At 62.8% G+C, this 19,963-nt stretch carries 22 protein-coding genes; 7 read left to right on the top strand and 15 right to left on the bottom strand.

Annotated features, from left to right (window positions below; all coding sequences use genetic code 11):
• The first annotated feature begins 31 nt into the window (after positions 1 to 31).
• A complete protein-coding gene (locus HEP69_RS11100; protein WP_290558592.1) occupies positions 32 to 208 on the top strand; it encodes a CTP synthetase in 177 nt (58 codons plus the stop codon).
• Here the strand turns inward: HEP69_RS11100 and HEP69_RS11095 are convergent.
• Positions 205 to 771: a PA14 domain-containing protein gene (locus HEP69_RS11095; RefSeq protein WP_290558591.1), complete on the bottom strand. Its 567-nt coding sequence runs from the start codon at positions 769 to 771 to the stop codon at positions 205 to 207. The two genes, HEP69_RS11100 and HEP69_RS11095, sit on opposite strands and share 4 nt — an antisense overlap.
• Positions 772 to 889: 118 nt before the next feature.
• On the opposite strand from HEP69_RS11095, the gene HEP69_RS11090 reads away from it, so the two are divergent.
• Positions 890 to 1,282 (top strand): rhodanese-like domain-containing protein, encoded by a 393-nt coding sequence (locus tag HEP69_RS11090; RefSeq protein WP_290558590.1) that lies wholly within the window; start codon positions 890 to 892, stop codon positions 1,280 to 1,282.
• Positions 1,283 to 1,285: 3 nt separating this feature from the next.
• On the opposite strand, the gene HEP69_RS11085 is transcribed toward HEP69_RS11090, so the two are convergent.
• Positions 1,286 to 2,047, bottom strand: a complete 762-nt coding sequence (locus tag HEP69_RS11085) for an alpha/beta fold hydrolase (RefSeq protein ID WP_290558589.1) — start codon at positions 2,045 to 2,047, stop codon at positions 1,286 to 1,288.
• A gap of 78 nt (positions 2,048 to 2,125) precedes the next feature.
• Here HEP69_RS11085 and HEP69_RS11080 point away from each other — a divergent pair, with 78 nt between their 5' ends.
• Positions 2,126 to 2,500, top strand: coding sequence for a hypothetical protein (locus HEP69_RS11080; protein WP_290558588.1), 375 nt, complete (start codon positions 2,126 to 2,128; stop codon positions 2,498 to 2,500).
• Between the two features lie 91 nt (positions 2,501 to 2,591).
• Here the strand turns inward: HEP69_RS11080 and HEP69_RS11075 are convergent, their stop codons facing one another.
• A complete protein-coding gene (locus HEP69_RS11075) occupies positions 2,592 to 2,765 on the bottom strand; it encodes a hypothetical protein (RefSeq protein WP_290558587.1) in 174 nt (57 codons plus the stop codon).
• Between the two features lie 131 nt (positions 2,766 to 2,896).
• Positions 2,897 to 4,192 carry a serine hydroxymethyltransferase gene (gene glyA, locus HEP69_RS11070; RefSeq protein ID WP_290558586.1) on the bottom strand — a complete coding sequence of 432 codons (1,296 nt, stop codon included), beginning with the start codon at positions 4,190 to 4,192 and terminating at the stop codon, positions 2,897 to 2,899.
• Between the two features lie 170 nt (positions 4,193 to 4,362).
• Here glyA and HEP69_RS11065 point away from each other — a divergent pair, with 170 nt between their 5' ends.
• The 4 genes from HEP69_RS11065 (at position 4,363) to HEP69_RS11050 (ending at position 9,611) form a co-directional block, all read left to right on the top strand.
• Complete coding sequence (locus tag HEP69_RS11065) at positions 4,363 to 5,124, top strand: NAD kinase (protein WP_290558585.1); 762 nt, start codon at positions 4,363 to 4,365, stop codon at positions 5,122 to 5,124.
• Between the two features lie 274 nt (positions 5,125 to 5,398).
• On the top strand, positions 5,399 to 6,841 hold the full coding sequence (locus tag HEP69_RS11060; protein WP_290558584.1) for a hypothetical protein: 1,443 nt from the start codon (positions 5,399 to 5,401) through the stop codon (positions 6,839 to 6,841).
• A 12-nt stretch (positions 6,842 to 6,853) separates the two neighbouring features.
• Entirely contained in the window at positions 6,854 to 7,927 is a 1,074-nt protein-coding gene (locus HEP69_RS11055) for a caspase family protein (RefSeq protein ID WP_290558583.1), read from the top strand.
• On the top strand, positions 7,914 to 9,611 hold the full coding sequence (locus tag HEP69_RS11050) for a hypothetical protein (protein WP_290558582.1): 1,698 nt from the start codon (positions 7,914 to 7,916) through the stop codon (positions 9,609 to 9,611). Before HEP69_RS11055 ends, HEP69_RS11050 begins: the two co-directional genes overlap by 14 nt.
• A 12-nt stretch (positions 9,612 to 9,623) precedes the next feature.
• Here HEP69_RS11050 and sulP read toward each other — a convergent pair whose 3' ends face one another.
• From sulP to HEP69_RS10995, 11 genes are all read right to left on the bottom strand, one after another.
• Positions 9,624 to 11,342, bottom strand: a complete 1,719-nt coding sequence (gene sulP, locus HEP69_RS11045; protein WP_290558581.1) for a sulfate permease — start codon at positions 11,340 to 11,342, stop codon at positions 9,624 to 9,626.
• Positions 11,343 to 11,379: 37 nt separating this feature from the next.
• Entirely contained in the window at positions 11,380 to 13,053 is a 1,674-nt protein-coding gene (locus HEP69_RS11040) for a bifunctional protein tyrosine phosphatase family protein/NAD(P)/FAD-dependent oxidoreductase (RefSeq protein WP_290558580.1), read from the bottom strand.
• Positions 13,054 to 13,074: 21 nt separating this feature from the next.
• Complete coding sequence (locus tag HEP69_RS11035; protein WP_290558579.1) at positions 13,075 to 13,959, bottom strand: MBL fold metallo-hydrolase; 885 nt, start codon at positions 13,957 to 13,959, stop codon at positions 13,075 to 13,077.
• Between the two features lie 10 nt (positions 13,960 to 13,969).
• Positions 13,970 to 14,407 carry a DUF6691 family protein gene (locus tag HEP69_RS11030; RefSeq protein WP_290558578.1) on the bottom strand — a complete coding sequence of 146 codons (438 nt, stop codon included), beginning with the start codon at positions 14,405 to 14,407 and terminating at the stop codon, positions 13,970 to 13,972.
• A 3-nt stretch (positions 14,408 to 14,410) separates the two neighbouring features.
• Positions 14,411 to 14,845: a YeeE/YedE thiosulfate transporter family protein gene (locus tag HEP69_RS11025; RefSeq protein ID WP_290558577.1), complete on the bottom strand. Its 435-nt coding sequence runs from the start codon at positions 14,843 to 14,845 to the stop codon at positions 14,411 to 14,413.
• Entirely contained in the window at positions 14,845 to 15,057 is a 213-nt protein-coding gene (locus HEP69_RS11020) for a DUF2892 domain-containing protein (RefSeq protein WP_290558576.1), read from the bottom strand. The genes HEP69_RS11025 and HEP69_RS11020 overlap by 1 nt, the downstream gene beginning before the upstream one ends.
• A gap of 83 nt (positions 15,058 to 15,140) precedes the next feature.
• Positions 15,141 to 15,821: a Crp/Fnr family transcriptional regulator gene (locus HEP69_RS11015; RefSeq protein ID WP_290558575.1), complete on the bottom strand. Its 681-nt coding sequence runs from the start codon at positions 15,819 to 15,821 to the stop codon at positions 15,141 to 15,143.
• Positions 15,822 to 16,094: 273 nt separating this feature from the next.
• Complete coding sequence (locus HEP69_RS11010) at positions 16,095 to 16,340, bottom strand: MoaD/ThiS family protein (RefSeq protein ID WP_290558574.1); 246 nt, start codon at positions 16,338 to 16,340, stop codon at positions 16,095 to 16,097.
• Positions 16,341 to 16,345: 5 nt separating this feature from the next.
• Positions 16,346 to 18,586 carry a xanthine dehydrogenase family protein molybdopterin-binding subunit gene (locus HEP69_RS11005; RefSeq protein WP_290558573.1) on the bottom strand — a complete coding sequence of 747 codons (2,241 nt, stop codon included), beginning with the start codon at positions 18,584 to 18,586 and terminating at the stop codon, positions 16,346 to 16,348.
• Positions 18,586 to 19,065 (bottom strand): (2Fe-2S)-binding protein, encoded by a 480-nt coding sequence (locus tag HEP69_RS11000; RefSeq protein ID WP_290558572.1) that lies wholly within the window; start codon positions 19,063 to 19,065, stop codon positions 18,586 to 18,588. Before HEP69_RS11000 ends, HEP69_RS11005 begins: the two co-directional genes overlap by 1 nt.
• The gene (locus HEP69_RS10995; protein WP_290558571.1) at positions 19,065 to 19,925 is read right to left on the bottom strand and encodes a xanthine dehydrogenase family protein subunit M; all 861 of its coding nucleotides are present in this window, start codon (positions 19,923 to 19,925) and stop codon (positions 19,065 to 19,067) included. The genes HEP69_RS11000 and HEP69_RS10995 overlap by 1 nt, the downstream gene beginning before the upstream one ends.
• Positions 19,926 to 19,963: the final 38 nt, after the last annotated feature.

Raw genomic sequence — 19,963 nt, 5'->3', positions numbered from 1 at the left:
TCGCGCATCGTCAGATACGTGGAGAGGGGACATGCTTCCGTTACTATTGATCCTGCATATATTCATCGGCTCTACCCTTGCGGGTATCGGTGTTATTTTCGCCCTTTCAATGGGTTATGATACGCTGGTTCCGATACTGGTCACCGCGAGTGTTGGGTTTGTCGCGGGTTTTCCCGTGTCTTACGCGATCGCCCGCAAACTGGCCTAGTGACCGAAGGCCGCGTTGGGCATCCAGTCCGGCGCGCTGCCTTGCGGCGCGGCGCGCATATGCAAACACGCGGTGCCCGCACGCTGGAAATAGACAGCCTTGAGCGCATACCATCCTGAAACCGGAACCTCGACCTCGGTCGCGGGTCCGGGTTCGCAGGGTGTGCGCTCATCAATCACGGCCACCTTCTTGCCGCCGATAAAGGCGCGCAGCCCGTCATTGGACAGAAAATCCACGGTGTAGATGCCAGGTGCATCGAATCGGACATAGCCGCTGATGCCCGCCACCACACGCAATGCCTGGCCGGAGGTGAGTGTTTCGCCGCCTTCTTCGGTGTCCCAATAGTCCAGGCCCTCCAGCGGCCGCCCAGGCTTGGCCGATTTCAGCGCCTGGTCGGCCTGTGAGAGCGTTTTGACATCATTGGGAAAGGCATAGACAACCGCGAGGCCGGGTTTGAGCCCGCTTGGCTGTGGATTTGCCGGTTCGAGTTTCAAAGGCCCGGCCAGCGCCGTCTGCGCCACCATCAGCGCCATAAGGGCCGCTGCGATCTTGAAAATGGTCATCCTGTATCCCCCTTGGATTTCGGTCAGACTAAAAAGCCCGGCCTTTTTGCGCAAGCGGCACGGTTGGCGTTGCCCTCTACCCCGTTTAATGTAGCGCGAACAACACAAGGGAGACGACATGTCGATGACACTCAAAGAGATGCTGGAGGCCGCGAACGCCGCCGTCCCCGGGATCAGCGCTGCGGATGCGCGGGCAAAGATGGACCAAGGCGCGTTGCTGCTGGATATTCGCGATGCCAATGAGTTGCAGACCACAGGCCGCGCGCAAGGGGCGCATCATGTGTCGCGTGGCATGCTGGAGTTTCGGGCCGATCCCGCATCGCCCTATGCCGATGCCGAACTGCGCCCGGACCGGGTGGTGATCCTGCATTGTGCCAGCGGCGGGCGTGCTGCGCTGGCAGGAAAGGTGCTCAAGGATATGGGCTATGCGGAGGTCTATAACCTCGGTGGTCTCAAGGACTGGATCGAAGGGGGCGGCCCCGTCATCGAAGGCACCGATCCCGGTATGTAGCTCTCAATCGGTGGTCAGAAAAACCCGCACGGCCGCCTCGAAGCCGCGCGGATCATCGGCATGCAGCCAATGGCCCGCGCGCGGCAGCTTGGCAAAGCGGGCTTGCGGAAAGAGGGCCTTGATCCCCGGCCGATCCGCCATGGTGACGTATTCCGAGGCACCGCCCGACAGAAAAAGGGTCGGGCCATCCCACGCGGCGTCGGTTTCGGGAAAGGACATGATCGCAGGCATATTTTCGGCAAGCGCATCGAGGTTGAGCCGCCAGGACTTGCCCGCCACATCCAACGATTGGGTGAAAAAGCTCTGCAAGGCCTTGTCCACGCCCAGATCGGCCAGTTGCGCCTCGGCATCCGAGCGCCGCTCGACCCGGGACAGATCGACCTTGCGCATCGCCTCGATAAAGGGAAGCTGGCTGTGAGCATAGGGCACGGGCGCGATATCGGCCACGACCAGCCGTTGCACTGCCCTGGGGTGGTGCAAGGCCAGCATCATCGCTGCCTTGCCGCCCATGGAATGTCCAACCACATCGGCCCGACCGCCATGGGCGGCGATCACCTCGGCCAGATCGTCCGCCATATCGGCATAGCTGTGGCTCTGGCTCCAGGGGCTTTGCCCGTGGTTGCGCATATCCACGGCGATCACCTGGCGGGTGTCCGACAGGCGTTTGGCGATCACGCCCCAGTTGCGGGCCGAACCATAAAGGCCATGCGCGATGATCAGCGGCGGATGGGCGCCGGACGCGCCGTGCAGGATGGTGTTCAACATGCCCCCCTGATACCGTCCGCCCCCGCACTTGCCCAGAGGCATTGAGCCCGAAGGGGCCGGGCGCTAAAGGAGGGGCCGATGGATGATATGCAGCGATACCGCCGCCAGATAGACGCGATCAGCACTGCGTTGCAGCAAAAGCTGAATCTGCGCCCGGCCCCCTTTGCGCGGCTGGTCGCGCGCAGCCGGTCGCAGCTGCCTCGCAAGGTGTATCGGCAGGCGCGGGTCCTGGTGGAGGCAGAGCCGCTTGCCGCGCATCCGCGCCTGAGCCGGACGCTGGATTTCGCCAGGCTGGAGCGATCTGGCGCGGCTCTTCTGGATCACCTCAATGCCATTGACCTGGCCGACGCCCGCAAGGGCCGCGTGTTGTCCCTCTTGGGGAGCCTCTCGTTCAACTTGCTTGCGGTCGTGGCACTGCTGATCGCGGTGCTGATGTGGCGGGGGTTTTTGTAAGACGCCGTTTCGGGCCGGGAGGAGAAAAGGGGCATCCCCCTCCCGGCCGTGGGCCGCACATCCCCCATACCGAGAGATGGCGACCGGTGGCTCAGATCCTTTGCACGGTGATCTCCACAGTGCCGAGCTGACACGACATCGACACATGACAGATCGTCGGTTCCGAGGCCGTTTGGCCCGGAGAATTGGTGGCAATCCAAGCGATCACGCCCAGACAAATGACCAGAGCCGTGAGTGGAAGACCTGCGTTGATGGTGCGGCGCATGGGACACCCCCTTGTGTCGATCTCAAAGGGTAAAACGCAGCGGTTTCGCGGTTCCGTCGAAAAAAGTAAGCAGGAGACGAAAAAGGGCAGGCGCCAGGGCCCGCCCTCCGAGTTTCCCCGGTCTGGCCGTGTCAGTGCATCGGGTAGATGGGGAAGCGCGCGCAAAGGGCCGCAACCTCGGCCTTGACCTTGGCCTCGACCTCGGCATTGCCGTCTTCGCCATGTGCCGCTAACCCGTCGACAACCTCGATGATCCAGTCGGCGATCTGGCGGAATTCCGGCTCGCCAAACCCGCGTGTGGTGCCAGCGGGCGATCCCAGGCGGATCCCGCTTGTTACGGTCGGTTTTTCAGGATCGAATGGCACGCCGTTCTTGTTGCAGGTGATATGGGCCCGCCCCAGCGCCTTTTCGGTCGCATTGCCCTTGACGCCTTTGGGTCGCAAATCGACCAGAACCACATGGGTGTCGGTGCCGTGGGTCACGGTATCCAGCCCGCCCTTGATCAATTGATCGCTCAGCGCCTGGGCGTTCTTGATCACGTTCTGCTGGTAGGTCTTGAACTCGGGCCGCAGCGCCTCGCCAAAGGCAACCGCCTTGGCCGCGATAACATGCATCAGCGGTCCGCCCTGAATGCCGGGGAAGATGGCCGAGTTGAATTTCTTGGCCAGCGCCTCGTCATTGGTCAGGATCATGCCGCCGCGCGGGCCGCGCAGGGTCTTATGTGTTGTGGTCGTGGCCACATGCGCATGCGGGAAGGGGGAGGGGTGCTCGCCCGCCGCAACCAGACCGGCGAAATGGGCCATATCCACATGCAGCCAGGCACCCACGCTATCGGCGATCTCGCGCATCCGGGCAAAGTCGATCTGGCGCGGGATGGCAGACCCGCCCGCGATGATCATCTTGGGCTGGTGTTCGGTGGCCAGTGCCTGAACCTGATCGTAGTCCAGCATGTTATCTTGTTTGCGCACACCATACTGGATCGCGTTGAACCATTTGCCCGACTGGTTGGGTTTCGCACCGTGCGTCAGGTGGCCGCCCGCATCCAGGCTCATCCCCAGAATGGTGTCGCCCGGTTGCAGCAGCGCCTGGAACACCCCCTGATTGGCCTGACTGCCGGAATTGGGCTGCACATTGACAAAGCCGCAGCCAAAAAGCTTGCAAGCCCGCTCCATCGCCAGGTTTTCGGCGACATCCACGAACTGGCACCCACCGTAATAGCGCCGCCCCGGATACCCTTCGGCGTATTTGTTGGTCATGACCGAACCTTGCGCCTCCATCACCGCGGCCGAGACAATGTTTTCGCTCGCGATCAGCTCGATCTCGTCGCGCTGGCGGCCCAGCTCATCCTGGATCGATCCAAAGATCTCGGGGTCCCGTTCGGCGAGAGGCTCGGTAAAAAATCCGGTATCACGATGTGGCGCGTTCATTGGGGGTGCTCCCTCTAAGCAGCGGTTGGTTGGGCGCTTTCCTATCGGAAACAGGACCTACCGAAAAGGTGTCAAAGCGACGAAATGATCGGGTTTGGCGGCAAGGCTGGTCAAGGCACGAAACATGTGATTGTTTCGGCGCAAGGCGCGCAGGATCGGAAACCTTTGCCATGTCTATGAAAATCGCGTTTCTCGCCAGTGACGCGCCAGTGGCGCAGACCGCGCGCGCGGCGCTGATCGGGCGGTATGGCGACAGCCCGGCGCAGGACGCGGATGTCATCGTGGCGCTGGGCGGGGATGGGTTCATGCTGCAAACGCTGCATGGCACGCAAGACCTGCCTGCGCCGGTCTATGGGATGAACCGCGGCACCATCGGGTTCTTGATGAATACCTATGGCGAAAGCGATCTGCTGGAGCGTCTCCAGGCAGCCGAAGAAGAGGTCATTAACCCGCTTTCGATGCGCGCGATGGACCGAAATGGGCATCTCCATGAAGCCCTGGCAATAAACGAAGTGTCGCTTTTGCGCGCAGGACCGCAGGCGGCCAAACTCAAGATCACCGTCGATGATCGCCTGCGTCTGGCCGAACTGGTCTGTGACGGGGCGTTGGTGGCCACGCCGGCGGGGTCGACCGCCTATAACTATTCGGCGCATGGGCCGATCCTTCCCATCGGGGCGGACGTGCTGGCGCTGACGGCGGTGGCCGCGTTCCGACCACGCCGCTGGCGCGGGGCGCTTTTGCCCAAACGAGCCTGCGTGCGGTTCGATGTGCTGGAGGCGGACAAACGCCCGGTGATGGCCGAGGGGGATTCCCAATCTGTCGAAAACGTCGACTGGGTCGAGGTCAGATCAGAGCCGTCCATCGAACACCGCATCCTCTTTGATCCGGGTCACGGTCTGGAGGAACGGCTCATCTCCGAGCAGTTCACCTAAGGCGCTTGCGCGTCCGTTCAGTATGCGGGGATGTTGTGCGAGGGCCGGTTGGTTTTTGGATCACAGGCGCCGAACAGACCGGCTGAGCTGCAAACGGACCGGTTCGCAGAGGCGCGATCTTTTGCAGGTTTTCAGACTTCTAGCTGCGCGCGCTCCAACCATGTTCATCGCACGACAACACACCCGCTTGGTTTCTAATTCTGGAGGAATCGCGAAACTTTCGCTAAGGTTGAATTGATTTTCATAGTTTTGCCCCATTTTCAGGAGGCCACCCATGTCCGATTTCGGCAAACTCAATTACATCAATGTCGGTCCTCACGGCACATTCAAGCCCAGCGGCGACCTCAAGACCAGTCCCGGCGATATCGATGCGATTTTCGCGCATTTGACAGCCAGCAATGCCGACAGGCTCAGCGTGCATTTCCATGGCGGATTGGTGGCCGAGGGCAAGGGGCTGCGGATCGCGGAAAGCATGTTTCCGGTCTATACCTCCGCCGGGGCGCATGCGGTGAGTTTCATCTGGGAAACCGGCCTGATCGAAACCCTTTGGCGCAACCTGACCGCGATCAGCGAAACCAAGCTGTTCCAGAAATTGCTGCGCTATGCGATCCGCGAACTGACCAAACGGCTCGGGGCCGATCTGACCGGCCGCGGCGAGGGCGTGCCGATGTCGCTGCCCGAGATCGAGGCCGAGCTCGAAAAGCTGGAGAAATTCGAGGGGTTCGATGCGACCGCGCGGGGCGGGGCCGCGCGTCTCGATGAGGAGGAGCTGGAATTTATCCGTGACGAGATGGAGTTGGATCTGCTGCTTGAGATCGAGCAGGATGAGGCGTTTGGCGAATTGGCCGACAACCTCTCTGCCGAAGACACCAAGCTGCGCCCTTCGGTGGCCAATGAACTGAACACCGCCGATGGGCGTGGCCCGACATTGTTCAAGATTGCAAAGCTGCTGGCCAGCGTCGTCTTTCGGGTGCTGCGGCGTTACATCCGGGGGCGCGATCATGGCCTGTATCCGACCGTCGTCGAAGAGCTGGTGCGTGAGTTCTATCTGGATGATTTCGGCGGCTGGGTCTGGGGCAATATGAAGGATGTTTCGGCGCAGATGTTCTTGTCCAATACCGGCCCGATCTCGGACGCTTCGCATCCGGGCACCTATTTTCTTGAAAGACTTGCGGCGCATCAGGCGGCCAACCCCGGGTTCGCCGTTGATCTGATCGGTCACAGCGCGGGCAGCATCGCGATATGCAATCTGTTTCGGTCACTGGAGAAATCCGGCATCGCGCTGTCGGTGCGCAACGTGGTCTTCCTCGCCCCGGCCTGCACAACACGCCTGATGCATGACGAAGTCGTGGCCCGCCCCGAGCGTTACAAGCGGTTTCGCATGTTCACCATGTCCGACGCCTATGAACAGAAAGACCACCTGGTCAAAGGGGTCTACACACGCTCGCTGCTGTATCTGATTTCCGGCGTGCTGGAAGAAGAGGCCGATACGCCGATTGCCGGGATGGAGCGGTTCTGGACCGCTCAGGCGCCCTTCGATGTGCCGCATCTGGCGAAGACCGCGACCTGGCTGCAGGAGGCCGACAAGAACCGCGCGGTAATGTCGGTGACAACAGATCAGGCGCCGGGCCTGAACAGTACCGCGCAAAAGCATGGCGATTTCGACAATGACGACCCCACGCGGGCCAGCCTGACCGCGCTGGTCGCCGAAACCTAAGGCCGCGCGGAGATGGCGCATCACCAACCCAACGACTATGCGCTGGTGATCGGGGTGAACGACTATCCCAATCACGGCTCGAAGGGCAAGAACCTCAAGGGGGCGGTGCCCGATGCGAAACGCTTTGCGGCGTGGCTGACGAACACCCAAGTGGGTGGAGGGCTGCCGCCGGCGAATTGCCACCTGATCACGTCGACCACAGCCCCGCTTTCACCGGTCAAGGACACGGTCGATTCGGCTCTGGAGAAAATCTGGGACGCGGCCGAAGAGGCCGGTGGCGGGCGGCGGTTCTATCTGTTCTTTGCCGGGCACGGCCAGTCGATCACGATCGGCGATGTCTCAGATACCGACGTCGCGCTATGCCTGCCGCAATGGTCGCGGCGCCGACTGTTCGACACCCTGAGCTCAGACAACTATTGCAGAACCGTGAAACGATGTATGCCGTTTCAGCAGGTTGTCGCCTTTCTCGATTGCTGCCGCAGCCGGACCGTGCGCGCGGCCACTCAGAACAGCGGCCTGGGGTGTCTTACTCCCTCGGACATCGCAGAGGATGTAAAAGGCGTGATCGTCTATGCCGCCGAAGATGAAAGCCAGGCCTTTGAGACGGCGACCGGTCGGGGCGACGAAGACGAAGAGCAGAGCGAAGCGCGGGGTTATTTCACCACCGCCCTGCTGTCGGCGCTGAACGGCGCCGCGGCCCGCGATACCGGTGGTGCGGAATGGGAGAGCCTTTGGGACCATCTGCAAGCCGAGGTGCCGCGCCTTGCCCAGAAGGCGGGCAAGACCCAAAGTCCCAGGATCAAGGATTTTGGACTGCCCAACGACGCCGTTTTCGGCGCGGCAATGCCTGTCGCGGGCGGGGCGGGGGCGTCGCCGAATTTCACGGTTCATTTTTCGGCCGACAGGACCGGGCCGGTGATCTTGCTTAATGACCGTGCCGAGCCGGTGCGGAGTGGTGATCCGGCCAGCGGGCCCTGGCATGTCCGATTGAGCTATGCGTTGCACACGCTTGTCGACACCGGCACCGGTGGCGTCCTGCCGATTATGTTCGCACCTGAGATGGAGGGCGGCGATGTCACCTTCTGATCGCAAGCGATTGCCGTTTCGTGTACGCGCTGAAAACCGCGATGATGCCACCCGCCTAACCGTGTTCGATGGGCGCAACCGGATTTGCATCCAGGCAACCGGCGCGATCGACACCGGGCTGCCCAAGGGGCTCTACCAGGTCCGGCTGGAACGTCTGGGCGCGATGGAGGATCATCTGATCATCCACGATGAGGCGACCGATATGGACCTGCCTCTGCCGAGGCGCCAATCGGCGATGCCTGCGACGGACACGCGGTTCACCCACGAGTTCTATCAGGGACCCGGAGTTACGTTCAGCAAGAAATCGACCAGAGCCGATCCCGACAACACCGCCGGTCTGGTCCGGCTGATGATCATGCTGCGCGCGAGCGGAGAGCGGGATTCCACCGGAGTTTCGGTTGGCGCGGGGCTGACGCTCTTTGCTGCCGATGGCAGGCGGATCACCGGCTTTGAACCCCAAGAGACCCAGGCCGACACCGCCGCGGGCTGGCAGATTTTTTCGGCCCTGATCGCACCCGGTCATTATCTGCTGGTGTTGGTCGGCGAACAGCGGGCGGAATTCCTGCCGATCTCGCTGCACGCGGGATGGGACAGCATGGTCTTCGTGCCGCACGAAAACGGGCTGCGCCTGTCCCAGTCGAGCCTTGATATGGTCCGACACGGGCGCGGCTTCGATCCGTCTGACGATCTGGCGCAAAAGATCGACGGCGCGATGAAAGGACTGGGCGAGAATCTCGATCTTTTACCGGGTGACATGCGGCGGGAGGCGATCTACGGCAAGTTCTCGCATCCCCTGCACGGCCTGATCGGGGCGCATGCGCATTTTCTGAGCGGGCGTCAACAAGAGCGCCTGGAACAACAGGTCTTGCGCAATCTCTGGCGCCTGCTGCCGGGCTCGCCCGATGTGGTCGCTCTGTTGCTCATGGCGCAGGAACGCACGCCGGAAGGTTTGCCCGAAACCATCGAGGCCCTGCAAAAGATCGCCCGCGAGGCCTTTGGCCCTGAACATCCGCCGCAATTTCCACTGGCTTTTCCCCCGATGCTGCGGCCTGGCCTGCGTGCGGTGATCCGCGCCTCCGTCGGTCTTTCCGATCTCATCGCAGAGGGATCCTGGTGCGAGGCCGCTGCGCTTAGCAGTTTTGATGGGGGCGGGGCCTGGGCCGTCTGGGATCAGGAGCGCGGCAGCGTCACGCGGGTTCTGGAATTGCCTCCCGATGGCCCGAGCGTGCCCAGTTCGCAAAAGGTCTATGCCGCGATCAAGCGCGCGATAGCCGCGCAAACCGGAGAGGCGATGCGCAATGTACGGGCAGCCTCGCGCGTGCGCGATGTGCTGAGCGATCCAGGTCGCGCCATGCGGTCGATGATGCGCGAAGTGGCCACGGATCTGGGGGACCGTACGGTAAGGGCGGTGACGCCCGATCCGGCCGACCGGGTGCGCGATGTGATGCGCACCGTGCAGGCCCGTGTGCGGGATGCCCAGACCCGAACCATAGAGATCGCGCCGCAGACAGCCCTTCCAGATTGGCTGGTCGAGTTTGCACGCGGTGCGCTTGACGACCTTGCGAACGCGCCCGATCTGCGATCGCTCTCCCGACAGGCCGGGGTCCCGCTGCGGCAGATGCGGCAGGCGGTCACACGGGCATCGGAAGGGGAGGGTGATGCCGCACCCGCGGCGCTGGACTAATGGATCCTGACCCTAACGATTGTCCGCCGCTTTCAGTTCGGTGACAGCGGCGAATTGGGACAGAAAGACCCGGCCGGTCATCTGGTCCAGGAAATGTTCGCGTTTCAACCGATCCATGACCGGTCCTTTGACTTCGGAGAGGTGCAGCTGCACATCCATTGAGCCCAGCCGCTCGTTGATCGCCTCCAGCGATTCCAGGGCGCTCAGGTCAATCTCGTTTATGGCCGAACATTGCAGGATGATGTGGCGGATCTGGGTGTCCTCGGCGACACGTCTATAGATCGCATCCTCCAGAAACCGGGCATTGGCGAAGTAAAGGCTCTCATCGACGCGCAAGGTCACAATGCTGGGATCGGTCAACACCTTGTGCCGAAGGATATTGCGAAAATGCTCGGTTCCGGGAACCAGTCCGACCTCAGCGATATGAGGGCGAGATGTCTTGTAAAGATGCAATAGCACCGAAAGCAGAACGCCCGCCGATACCCCGGCCTCGACGCCAAGGCCGAGTGTCAGCAGGATGGTGGCCAGCACCGCCGCGAAATCGGCCTTGGAGTAACGCCAGGCGCGGCGCAGGATACTGAAATCCACCAGGCTGAGCACCGCGACGATGATGGTGGCGGCCAGCGTGGCCTTGGGCAGAAAGAAGATCAGCGGCGTCAACGCCAGCGCAGCAATCGCCAGCCCCAGCGCGGTAAAGGCCCCGGCGGCGGGCGTTTCGGCCCCCGCATCGAAGTTCACGACCGAGCGTGAAAAGCCGCCCGTCACAGGAAATCCACCCGTGAGCGACGCGCCGATATTGGCCGCGCCCAGACCGATGAGCTCTTGATCGGGGTCGATGCGCTGGCGTTTCTTGGCCGCGAGCGTCTGGGCCACAGAGATGGACTCGACAAAGCCGATGATCGAGATGAGGAATGCTGGCACCAGAAGCTGGCGCAAAAGCTCCGGTGAGAGATCGGGCAGGGTCAGCGGTGGCAGGCTTTGTGGCACATCGCCCACGATGCTCACACCCTGATCCGCCAGATCCAGACCCCAGACGGCCCAGGTGGTGGCGATCACCACCACCACGGGACCGGCCTTGACCAAGGTCGATGTCAGGCCCGGCCCCAGTCCCAAGCGGGCCAGTGTCGGTTTGAGGCCCGAGCGCACCCAGAAGAGGAATGCGGTTGCCAAAACGCCGATCAGGGCTGTCGTCAGATTGGTTTGATGCAAGTGAACGGCGAGCGCGCCGAGAACTTCAAGCAGGGTATGGCCATGCGCGTCGATCCCCAGGATGTGCTTGAGCTGGCTTGCGGCGATCAAGAGGCCGGACGCGGTAATGAACCCGGCAATCACCGGGTGTGACAGGAAATTGGCGACAAATCCCAATCGAAAAAGCCCCATGATCAGCAGGATCGTGCCCGACAGACCCGCCAGAGACAGCGCCGCCACGGCATAGCCCATGGTGCCCTGCTGGGCGATTTCGCTGAGCGTGGCTGCGGTCATCAGCGAGATCACCGCGACCGGCCCGACTGCCAGGGCCCGGCTGGTGCCGAAGACCGCATAAAGCATAATCGGCACGATGGAGGCATAAAGCCCTGCCTCGGGCGGCAGCCCGGCCAACAGCGCATAGGCCAGCGATTGCGGGATCAGCATGATCGTCACGATCAGAGCGGCCATCAGATCGTTGGCCAGCGTCGCACGGGTATAGGTGCGTCCCCAGCTCAGGATCGGCAGAAATCGGGTCATGGGCATTCTTGCCTTTGTCGTCGGGGCAGGCGCTGGGGGGGCGTCAACCTGCAACGATCTTTTCGGGTTTGGCCATCCACTCGCGACCCTTGAGCATGCCTTTCCAATAGACCGGCGGCAGCATACGCTCCTTGAGCAGCCAGGCGGCACGCGAGGGTTTGGTGCCGTCGATCAGGAACTTCGGAAAACTCGGGAGCATGGCGCCGCCATAGCCGAACTCGGCCAGCACGATCTTGCCCCGTTCCACCGTCAGCGGGCAGGAGCCATAGCCGTTATACTGCGCGCGCGGCGCGCCGCCGCGCATATCGGCCACCAGATTCTCGGCTATGATCGGCGCTTGAATACGCGCGGCAGCGGCTGTCTTGGCATTGGGGGCGTTCATCACATCGCCCAGCGACCAGATATTGTCATAGGTCTTGTGGCGCAGCGTTGCGGGATCCACATCGACCCATCCGGCGGCATCGGCCAAGGGCGAGACACGGATGAAATCCGGTGCGGTCTGGGGCGGGCAGACATGCATCATGTCGAACTCCATCTCGACCCGCTCGACCTCTGTGTCGGGCTTGGCCACGTCGAACCAGGCACGTCTTGAGGGGCCGTCCACGGCCACCAGATTGTGAAAGAAATTCAGCTCTGCCTCGTACTTCTCGACATATTCCATCAGGGCGGGGACGTAATCCTTGACCCCAAAGAGCACGCCTCCGGCATTGTTGAACTGGATGTCGATGTTTTTGAGCACACCTTTGCGGTGCCAGGCATCCCCCGACAGATACAACGCCTTTTGCGGGGCGCCCGCGCATTTGATCGGCATCGGCGGCTGGGTAAAGATCGCCCGACCCGCGCGCATCTTTTGCACCAGCTCCCAGGTATAGGGCGCCAGATCATAGCGGTAATTCGACGTCACGCCATTGCGGCCCAGCGTCTCGACCAACCCTTCAACCTTGCCCCAGTCGAGCTTAAGCCCCGGGCAAACGATCAGCCGGTCGTATTTGACCACCCGGCAGCCATCGAGGATCACAGCATTGTTCTGCGGTTCGAACGCGGCCACCGCCGCCTGGATCCAATGCACGCCCCGCGGGATCAGCGAACCCATGGTGCGGGCCGTCTGTTTTGCGTCAAAGATGCCGCCGCCAACCATGGTCCAGCCGGGCTGGTAGTAATGAATGTCGGCGGGGTCGATGATCGCGATCTCCAGACCGGGCTTGCGCATTTTGAGGCTGGCTGCGACAGAGATCCCGCCGGCCCCGCCGCCAATGATGACGACCTTGAAATGGGCGTCACCCGTTTCCGTAGGTGTCTTGCCGCCATTGGCGATGCGGCGCACAACCCCGCCCATGTCATAGCCCGCCGCTTTGGTCGCGGCGAGGATGTCAGCCACGCTGAGCGTTCCGGCCTGTGCCAGCGACCACAGCGTCGCCGACCGCGTGCCGGTCCGGCAATAGGCCAACGTCGGCCCTGGCAGGCTGGTCAGGGCGGCGCCAAAAGCGGCGGCGTCCTCATCCCGCACCTTGCCTGAGACGATTGGCAGGTACTGCGCGTCCAGCCCGACCTCTTGGGCGGCCTTATGGATCTCCTCATAGGTCGGCTGATCGGCCCCCTCGCCATCCGGTCGGTTGCAGATGATCGAGCGGAACCCCGCCTCTTTGATCGCCCGCAAGTCATCAGCGGTAATCTGGGGGCTGACCGACAGGCCAGCCGTCAATGTCTGGATATCCATGGTCGTCCTCCTCTGCGGGGCTCAGATCGCGTTGACCGGCACCTTGAGCATCGGGTTGCCATCCGCATCCTTGGGCACGTCGCCTGCCCGCATATTCACCTGCAACGACGGCAGGATCAGCTTGGGCATGTCGAGCTGTGCGTCGCGTTCGGTGCGGAACTTGATGAACTCCGCGCGGGTTTTGCCGCCACCCACATGGATGTTGTCACGCTTTTCCTCGCCAACGGTGGTTTCCCACGCGATCGCGCGCCCGCCGGGCCCGTAATCGTGGCACATGAAGAGCCGCATCTCATCGGGCAGAGCCAGCACCTTCTGGATCGAATCGTAGAGCTGGCCCGCATCGCCGCCCGGAAAGTCGGCCCGCGCCGAACCGCCATCCGGCATAAAGAGCGTATCGCCCGCAAAGGCCGCATCGCCCATCACATGCACCATGCAGGCAGGTGTATGGCCGGGCGTAAACATCGCGAAGCAGGACATTTCACCCACCATATAGGTGTCGCCGTCTTTGAAGAGTGCATCGAACTGGCTGCCGTCGCGCTGAAACTCGGTGCCTTCGTTAAAGACCTTGCCGAAGGTTTCTTGCACCACAAGGATCTTGTCTCCGACGCCGATCTTGCCCCCGAGCCGTTCTTGCAGATAGGGTGCGGCGCTTAGGTGATCGGCATGGACATGGGTTTCGATGATCCAGTCGAGGGTCAGGCCCCGCTCCTTGATTTCGGCGATCAGGGCGTCGGCATGCTCATAGGTGATGCGTCCGGCGGCATAGTCGATATCCATCACGCTGTCGACAATGGCGCAGTGGTTCGAGGCCGGGTCCTTGACGATATAGGTGATCGTGTTCGTTGCCTCATCGAAATGAGCCGACACCTCGGGTTTGATCTGCATATCAACGGGGTAGGTCATCATGTCTCCTCCTTCAAACGGTAGATGGGGTGCGGGCGGCAAGAGCGCCGCGCACGGCCTTGGCCAGCACAATGCCCGCCAGCATCGCTGCCACAAAGATCACAACCTCACTGCGCCCGGTGCCAAGGGCGGGCAAGGCGCCGCCGGGGCAAAAGCCCGCGATGCCCCAACCGATGCCAAAGACCCCCGAACCCAGGATCAGCGGCGCATCAAGATCGCGCCGCGTGGGCAGATGAAACGCGGTGTCGATCAATGGCGCCGGGCGACGCAGGACAAACCGATAGCCCAACGCGGTGACGACCAGCGCGCCGCCCATCACAAAGGCCAGGCTGGGATCCCAGTTGCCCGCGATGTCGAAAAAGTTCAGGACCTTGGCCGGGTTGGCCATGCCCGAAATAGAAATGCCCAGGCCAAAGACCAAACCGATGACGTAACTCAGGATCAGGCGCATCGCTTAGCCTCCAATCAGATGGCGGATCACGAACACGGTGATCGCTGTGGTGAACATAAAGGTCAGGGTCGCCACGATGGAGCGGGGGGACAGCCGCGCCATCCCGCAAACCCCGTGACCAGAGGTACAACCCGAGCCGAACGTCACGCCGATGCCGACGATCAGACCGCCAATGATCAGCATTGACGTTGAGGCGGGCACCTGGATCTCGGGCATCTGACCGCTCAGAAGCAGAAATGCGGCGGGTCCGCTGATCATCCCGGCCAGGAGCGCGGCGCGCCAGGTCCAGTCCCCCAGATTTGCCGGTTGCATCAGGCCAGTCACGATCCCGGTCGCACCCATCACCCGGCCAAGGGTTGCCATCAACAAAACGGCGGCCAGACCGATCAGGGCGCCCCCTCCCAGCGATTGCAGCGGCGTGAAGACGGTCTCCATCATCACACCCGGCATGTCCGCAGGCCCAAAAGGCGATACAGGGGGCAGAACTTGAGCGCCGAGGTGGCGATCAGCACCAATCCGACAAGGATTGATGCCACGAACAGTGTGGTGGATTGAAACAGCACACTCCCAGACACGAAAGGCGCCGCCAGCAGCACGATGCCCAGGATCAGGCGGACAAGACGATCAAGTGTTCCAACATTGGCAGTCATTCGACAACTCCTTGTTTGCTGGCGCCATGATGGTCCAGCCGACAGAGTCGGGTCAGTGACAAAGTCACCGAACCGCGAATTTTTTAGGTATTGTGCCCGGCCAATGCGCTCAACTCATCTCGCTTCAAGAGGTTGATATGCCCGCGCGCCTGTTCGATCCAGCCACGGCGCTGAAACTCCTGAAGCTGGCGCGAGATCACCTCGCGTGCCGTGCCCAGTTCAACAGACAGCTTTTGGTGGGTTGTCGCAATCGTGTCGTCCTGACCTGCAAGAGCGATCAGTTTGTCTGCAAGGCGGACATCCATACGTTGAAACGCAACCTCGTCGATCATCAGAAACAGGTCCGTGATGCGCTTGGAAAACGCGGCGAACACGAAATCGCGGAAGGTTTTGGACTGCGCCACCAGATCGTCGAAAACGACCCGGGGCACCGCCGCGGCCTGCACATCGGTTTCCGAAATCCCTTCGGCGGAGTAATCGTCATAGGCCAGAAGGCAGGCCGTTGTCAGAACGCAGCTTTCCCCTGCCTGAATGCGGTAGAGGACGATCTCGTGCCCGGTTTCCGAGACCTGCTGCACCCGAACGGTTCCGTTCAGCAGAAACAGCATGTTTTCGGGCGAATGGCCGGGGCCGAATATCATCGTTCCGGCGGGCACTTCGATGATCGTGCTGCGCGACAGCAGCAAATCCTTGGTTGGCGTATCAAGCCGGGAGAGGCCGGGAAACCGTTCCACCCAGCTGTCTTGCAACGACGCTATGTTCATCGACCCTCTGCCTGTTTCCATTGGCCGCTCTGGTCGCGCCTTTGGCGATCACGGCGTTGAGGCTGCATTAGATCATCGCATGCCCGATAGCAGAAGATGTGAAATTGCCCCAGGCCATGTCCCGGTCTGGAAGATGGCGGGTCGGGGCCTCGTGCTCAACCAGCCATCCAGACGACAGAGCGCGGCGCGATATCCCCTGGGATCGCCAGTCAGCCGTTTGAAAGGATGCGCGTTGACCAAAGGACACAGTCACGTCGCCAGACCGACCGCAGGTCAGCCGCCCTTCAACCGAGCCAGCAATACAACCTCGCTGTCTTTATGGATCGGTGTGAACCAGTTTTCTGTGTAAATGCGCCCGTCTATGGAGACCGAGACTCCACGCTCCAGTTGCGGGCGCATCGCGGGGTAGCGCGCGGCCAGCCCGTCGAGCAATTCGCGCAACGTGCTGGCCTCGATCTCGACCTCTGTCTGATCCTCGGTCGCGGCCGCCAGCGATCCCCAGATGCGCACCTGGACCATGGCGGTTAGCGCTCGTGCAGCGCCGCCAGGAGTTTCGGCGGCGAGATCGGCAGGCTGGTCATCCGCACACCGCTGGCCGCCGAGACCGCGTTGGCCACCGCCGCCAGCGGTGGCACGATGGAGGTCTCGCCCACGCCACGCACACCGTAAGGGTGGCCGGGGTTCGGGATCTCCAGAATGACCGTGTCGATCATCGGCAGGTCCGAGGCGACGGGCACCCGGTAATCGAGAAAGCCTGCGTTTTGCAGCACGCCGTCTTCGCCATAGATATACTCCTCGTTCAGCGCCCAGCCGATGCCCTGCACGGCTCCGCCCTGGAACTGACCCTCCACATAGGCCGGGTGGATCGCCTTGCCCGCGTCCTGGAACACGGTATAGCGCAGGATCTTGACCGCGCCGGTGTCGGGATCGACCTCGGTATCGACCATATGGGTGGCAAAGCTGACGCCGGCCCCTTCGGGATTGGCCTCGTGATGGCCCGCAATGGGACCGCCTGTGTTCGACGCAATTGCTGCGATTTCGGCCAGGGTCATCGGCGGGTGCTCGCCCGCGTTGGGCCCTGCGGGCTGGGCCGCGCCATCGACCCATTCCACCGCCTCGGGCTCGATCCCCCAGACCATGGCCGCGCGCTTGCACATCTCGCGGATGGCGGCGCGGGCGGCCTCGATGGTGGCCAGCCCCACGGCGAATGTCACGCGGGAGCCGTCGGTGACCTCGTTCTGACCCAGCGATCCGGTATCGGCGACGATGGTGCGCACCTTTTCATAAGGGATGCCCAACTCTTCGGCGGCCATCATCGACATCGACGCGCGGCTGCCGCCGATATCGGGGTTGCCTTCGGACACGGTCACCGTGCCATCGGGCGTGATGTTGAGCGTCACGCAAGTGTCGCCGCCGAAGTTGAACCAGAACCCGCAGGCCACGCCGCGCCCCTGGTTTTCGCCCAAAGGAGCGGACCAATGCGGGTGATCCTTGGCCGTGCGCAAGGTCGCCTCCAGCCCGATGGCGGGATAGGTGGGCCCGTAGGAAGCGCGCGTGCCCTCGCGCGCGGCGTTTTTCAGTCGCACCTCCAGCGGGTCGAGGCCAAAGCCGCGTGCCAGCTCGTCAATTGCCGATTCCACCGCGAAGGCGGCCATCGGCGCACCCGGCGCGCGATAGGCGGCCTGTTTCGGACGGTTGGTCACCACATCCCAACCGATGGTTTTGACATGCTCCAGATCATAAGGGGCAAAAGCCGACATCGAGCCCATATCCACCGGCGAGCCGGGATATGCCCCGCCCTGATAGCGCAGCTCGGCAAAGCCTGCGGTGATGCGCCCGTCCTTGGTCATGCCGATCTTGACATCGATGGAGCTTGACGCTGTGGGCCCCGTTGCGCGCAGCACCTCCGAACGGGTCATCACCATCTTGACCGGGCGGCCCGATTTCCGGGCCAGCATCAGCGCGACGGGCTCCAGAAAGACCGTGGTCTTGCCGCCGAACCCGCCGCCGATTTCGGAGGCGGTAACGCGCAACTGACCCTGCTCCAGCCCCAGGATTTCGGCGCAGACATTGCGGGCCATATAGTGCCCCTGGGTGCAGCACCACAAATCCGCCTGACCGTCCGGCCCCATCTGCGCCAGACAGGCATGCGGCTCGATATAACCCTGATGCGTGGCCTCGGTCTGGAAAGTCCGCTCGACGATCCGGTCGGCCTGCGCGAGGCCAGCCTCGATATCGCCGTGACCGAACTCATGGCGCGAGATCACGTTGGGCGACAGCCCCTCGGGCACCGTCTCGTCGGTGCGCCCCTCATGCAGGACCGGAGCACCGGGTTTCATGGCTGCGTCCACATCCGTCACATGAGGGAGCACCTCATAGACCACGTCGATGAGTTTCAATGCATCGCGTGCGATCTTGCCCGAGGAGGCGGCGATTGCCGCCACCGCATGACCGTCATAAAGCGCTTTGGCGCCCGCCATGCAGTTATCCAGGATATCGGCGACATCCTCACCCGGTTCCGCGAAATCAGCGCGGGTCACGACGGCATGCACGCCGGGCACGGCCTCGGCCCGCGACGTGTCGATTGAGACGATGCGTGCATGGGCGTGCGGGCTGCGCAGCACCAGACCCACCAGCATGCCGGGCGCCGTGATATCGGCGCCAAAGCGCGCCTTGCCGGTGACCTTGTCGATCCCGTCGGGGCGCAAGGGCCGGGTGCCCACGATCTTGAATTCACGCAGTTCGGATTTGCTGTCGAGCGCCATTACGATGCCTCCCGCATGTCTTTGCCCGCGTCCATCACGGCGCGGATGATCTTGTCATAGCCGGTGCAGCGGCAGAGGTTGCCAGCCAGCCAGTACCGGGTCTCTTCCTCGGTCGGGTCGGGGTTGTGTTCCAAAAGCGATTTGGCCGCGACCAGCAGACCGGGGGTGCAGATGCCGCATTGCAAAGCGGCATGTTCGATGAATTTCTTTTGCAAGGGATGCAGGCTCTCGCCCTCGGCCATGCCTTCGATCGTGCCGATCTCCTGGCCTTCGGCCTCGGCGCCCAGCATCAGGCATGAACAGACCAGCCGCCCGCCCACGGTGACCGAACAGGCGCCGCAATCGCCGGTGCCGCAGCCTTCCTTAGAGCCGGTCAGGCCCAGCCTGTCGCGCAGCACGTCCAACAGCGTCTCGTCGGCCTCGCACAGAAATTCGGTCGGGTCGCCATTGATCGTGGTGGTGACATGGATCTTGCTCATCATGCGGCTCCTGCGCGGGTTTTGGCGATGACGGCGGCGCGGCGGGCCAGAACGCCCGCAACATGGGTCCGGAATTCGACCGTGCCGCGTTTGTCGGAAATAGGGGAGGCGGCCGCCGAACAGGCCGCAGAGAGCGCGCTCAGTGCGGGGTCATCCAGGGGCGTGCCGACGAGGGCCGTGGCCGCCTCGGGCACCTCGATCACGGTCGGCGCGACCGCACCCAGAGCGACGCGCGCTTCCGTGCAGGTGCCCGATGCATCGAGCGTGATCGAGACACCGCAGCCCACCACGGCGATATCCATCTCTGTGCGCGGAATGAACCGCAGATACGCGTCCGAGGCGCGGTCGGGCCGCGCGGGCAGAAAGATCGAGGTGACGAACTCCCCCGGCCCAAGCGATGTCTTGCCGGGACCGGTCGGGATCTGGGCCACGGGTATGTCGCGCACCCCGTTTGGCCCGGCAACCTGGGCCACGGCACCGGCGGCCACCATCGCGGGCACGCTGTCGGCGGCGGGCGAGGCGTTGCAGAGATTGCCCGCCATCGTCGCGCGTCCCTGGATTTGCGTCGATCCGATCAGGCCCGTCGCCTCCACCACGCCGGGCCAAGCGGCCACCAGTGCTGCATGCTCTGCCATCTCGGTGCCCGAGACGGCCGCGCCCACGCGAAACCCGCCCTCTTCGCGGGTGATGCTGCGCATCCCGTCGATGCGCTTGATGTCGAGGATCGCATCCGGCTCGGCCAGGCCCGAGCGCATCCGGACCAAAAGATCGGTGCCACCGGCCAGAATGCGGCAATCTCCCGATTGCGCGGCCAGAACCTTGACCGCGTCCTCGACGCTGGTGGGCGAATGATAGTGCATGAGATCGTCTTCCTATGTGCCGTTCGCAGGATGCATCA

The sequence above is a fragment of the Aestuariivita sp. genome, from assembly GCF_021404545.1.
In the GTDB taxonomy this organism is placed as follows: domain Bacteria; phylum Pseudomonadota; class Alphaproteobacteria; order Rhodobacterales; family Rhodobacteraceae; genus Aestuariivita.
The sequence above is the reverse complement of the archived record's forward strand: the minus strand, read 5'-3'. Positions and strand labels throughout refer to the sequence as shown.

What these genes read in the sequence shown, in the direction of transcription:
- HEP69_RS11025 (WP_290558577.1), bottom strand. Translation starts at nt 14,845, where the DNA reads ATGATGGAGACCGTCTTCACGCCGCTGCAATCGCTGGGAGGGGGCGCC.
- HEP69_RS11055 (WP_290558583.1), top strand. Translation starts at nt 6,854, where the DNA reads ATGGCGCATCACCAACCCAACGACTATGCGCTGGTGATCGGGGTGAAC.
- HEP69_RS11000 (WP_290558572.1), bottom strand. Translation starts at nt 19,065, where the DNA reads ATGAGCAAGATCCATGTCACCACCACGATCAATGGCGACCCGACCGAA.
- HEP69_RS11085 (WP_290558589.1), bottom strand. Translation starts at nt 2,047, where the DNA reads ATGTTGAACACCATCCTGCACGGCGCGTCCGGCGCCCATCCGCCGCTG.
- glyA (WP_290558586.1), bottom strand. Translation starts at nt 4,192, where the DNA reads ATGAACGCGCCACATCGTGATACCGGATTTTTTACCGAGCCTCTCGCC.
- HEP69_RS11080 (WP_290558588.1), top strand. Translation starts at nt 2,126, where the DNA reads ATGGATGATATGCAGCGATACCGCCGCCAGATAGACGCGATCAGCACT.
- HEP69_RS11075 (WP_290558587.1), bottom strand. Translation starts at nt 2,765, where the DNA reads ATGCGCCGCACCATCAACGCAGGTCTTCCACTCACGGCTCTGGTCATT.
- sulP (WP_290558581.1), bottom strand. Translation starts at nt 11,342, where the DNA reads ATGCCCATGACCCGATTTCTGCCGATCCTGAGCTGGGGACGCACCTAT.
- HEP69_RS11030 (WP_290558578.1), bottom strand. Translation starts at nt 14,407, where the DNA reads ATGCGCCTGATCCTGAGTTACGTCATCGGTTTGGTCTTTGGCCTGGGC.
- HEP69_RS11035 (WP_290558579.1), bottom strand. Translation starts at nt 13,959, where the DNA reads ATGATGACCTACCCCGTTGATATGCAGATCAAACCCGAGGTGTCGGCT.
- HEP69_RS11090 (WP_290558590.1), top strand. Translation starts at nt 890, where the DNA reads ATGTCGATGACACTCAAAGAGATGCTGGAGGCCGCGAACGCCGCCGTC.
- HEP69_RS11040 (WP_290558580.1), bottom strand. Translation starts at nt 13,053, where the DNA reads ATGGATATCCAGACATTGACGGCTGGCCTGTCGGTCAGCCCCCAGATT.
- HEP69_RS11100 (WP_290558592.1), top strand. Translation starts at nt 32, where the DNA reads ATGCTTCCGTTACTATTGATCCTGCATATATTCATCGGCTCTACCCTT.
- HEP69_RS11050 (WP_290558582.1), top strand. Translation starts at nt 7,914, where the DNA reads ATGTCACCTTCTGATCGCAAGCGATTGCCGTTTCGTGTACGCGCTGAA.
- HEP69_RS11005 (WP_290558573.1), bottom strand. Translation starts at nt 18,586, where the DNA reads ATGGCGCTCGACAGCAAATCCGAACTGCGTGAATTCAAGATCGTGGGC.
- HEP69_RS11010 (WP_290558574.1), bottom strand. Translation starts at nt 16,340, where the DNA reads ATGGTCCAGGTGCGCATCTGGGGATCGCTGGCGGCCGCGACCGAGGAT.
- HEP69_RS11015 (WP_290558575.1), bottom strand. Translation starts at nt 15,821, where the DNA reads ATGAACATAGCGTCGTTGCAAGACAGCTGGGTGGAACGGTTTCCCGGC.
- HEP69_RS10995 (WP_290558571.1), bottom strand. Translation starts at nt 19,925, where the DNA reads ATGCACTATCATTCGCCCACCAGCGTCGAGGACGCGGTCAAGGTTCTG.
- HEP69_RS11095 (WP_290558591.1), bottom strand. Translation starts at nt 771, where the DNA reads ATGACCATTTTCAAGATCGCAGCGGCCCTTATGGCGCTGATGGTGGCG.
- HEP69_RS11065 (WP_290558585.1), top strand. Translation starts at nt 4,363, where the DNA reads ATGTCTATGAAAATCGCGTTTCTCGCCAGTGACGCGCCAGTGGCGCAG.
- HEP69_RS11020 (WP_290558576.1), bottom strand. Translation starts at nt 15,057, where the DNA reads ATGACTGCCAATGTTGGAACACTTGATCGTCTTGTCCGCCTGATCCTG.
- HEP69_RS11060 (WP_290558584.1), top strand. Translation starts at nt 5,399, where the DNA reads ATGTCCGATTTCGGCAAACTCAATTACATCAATGTCGGTCCTCACGGC.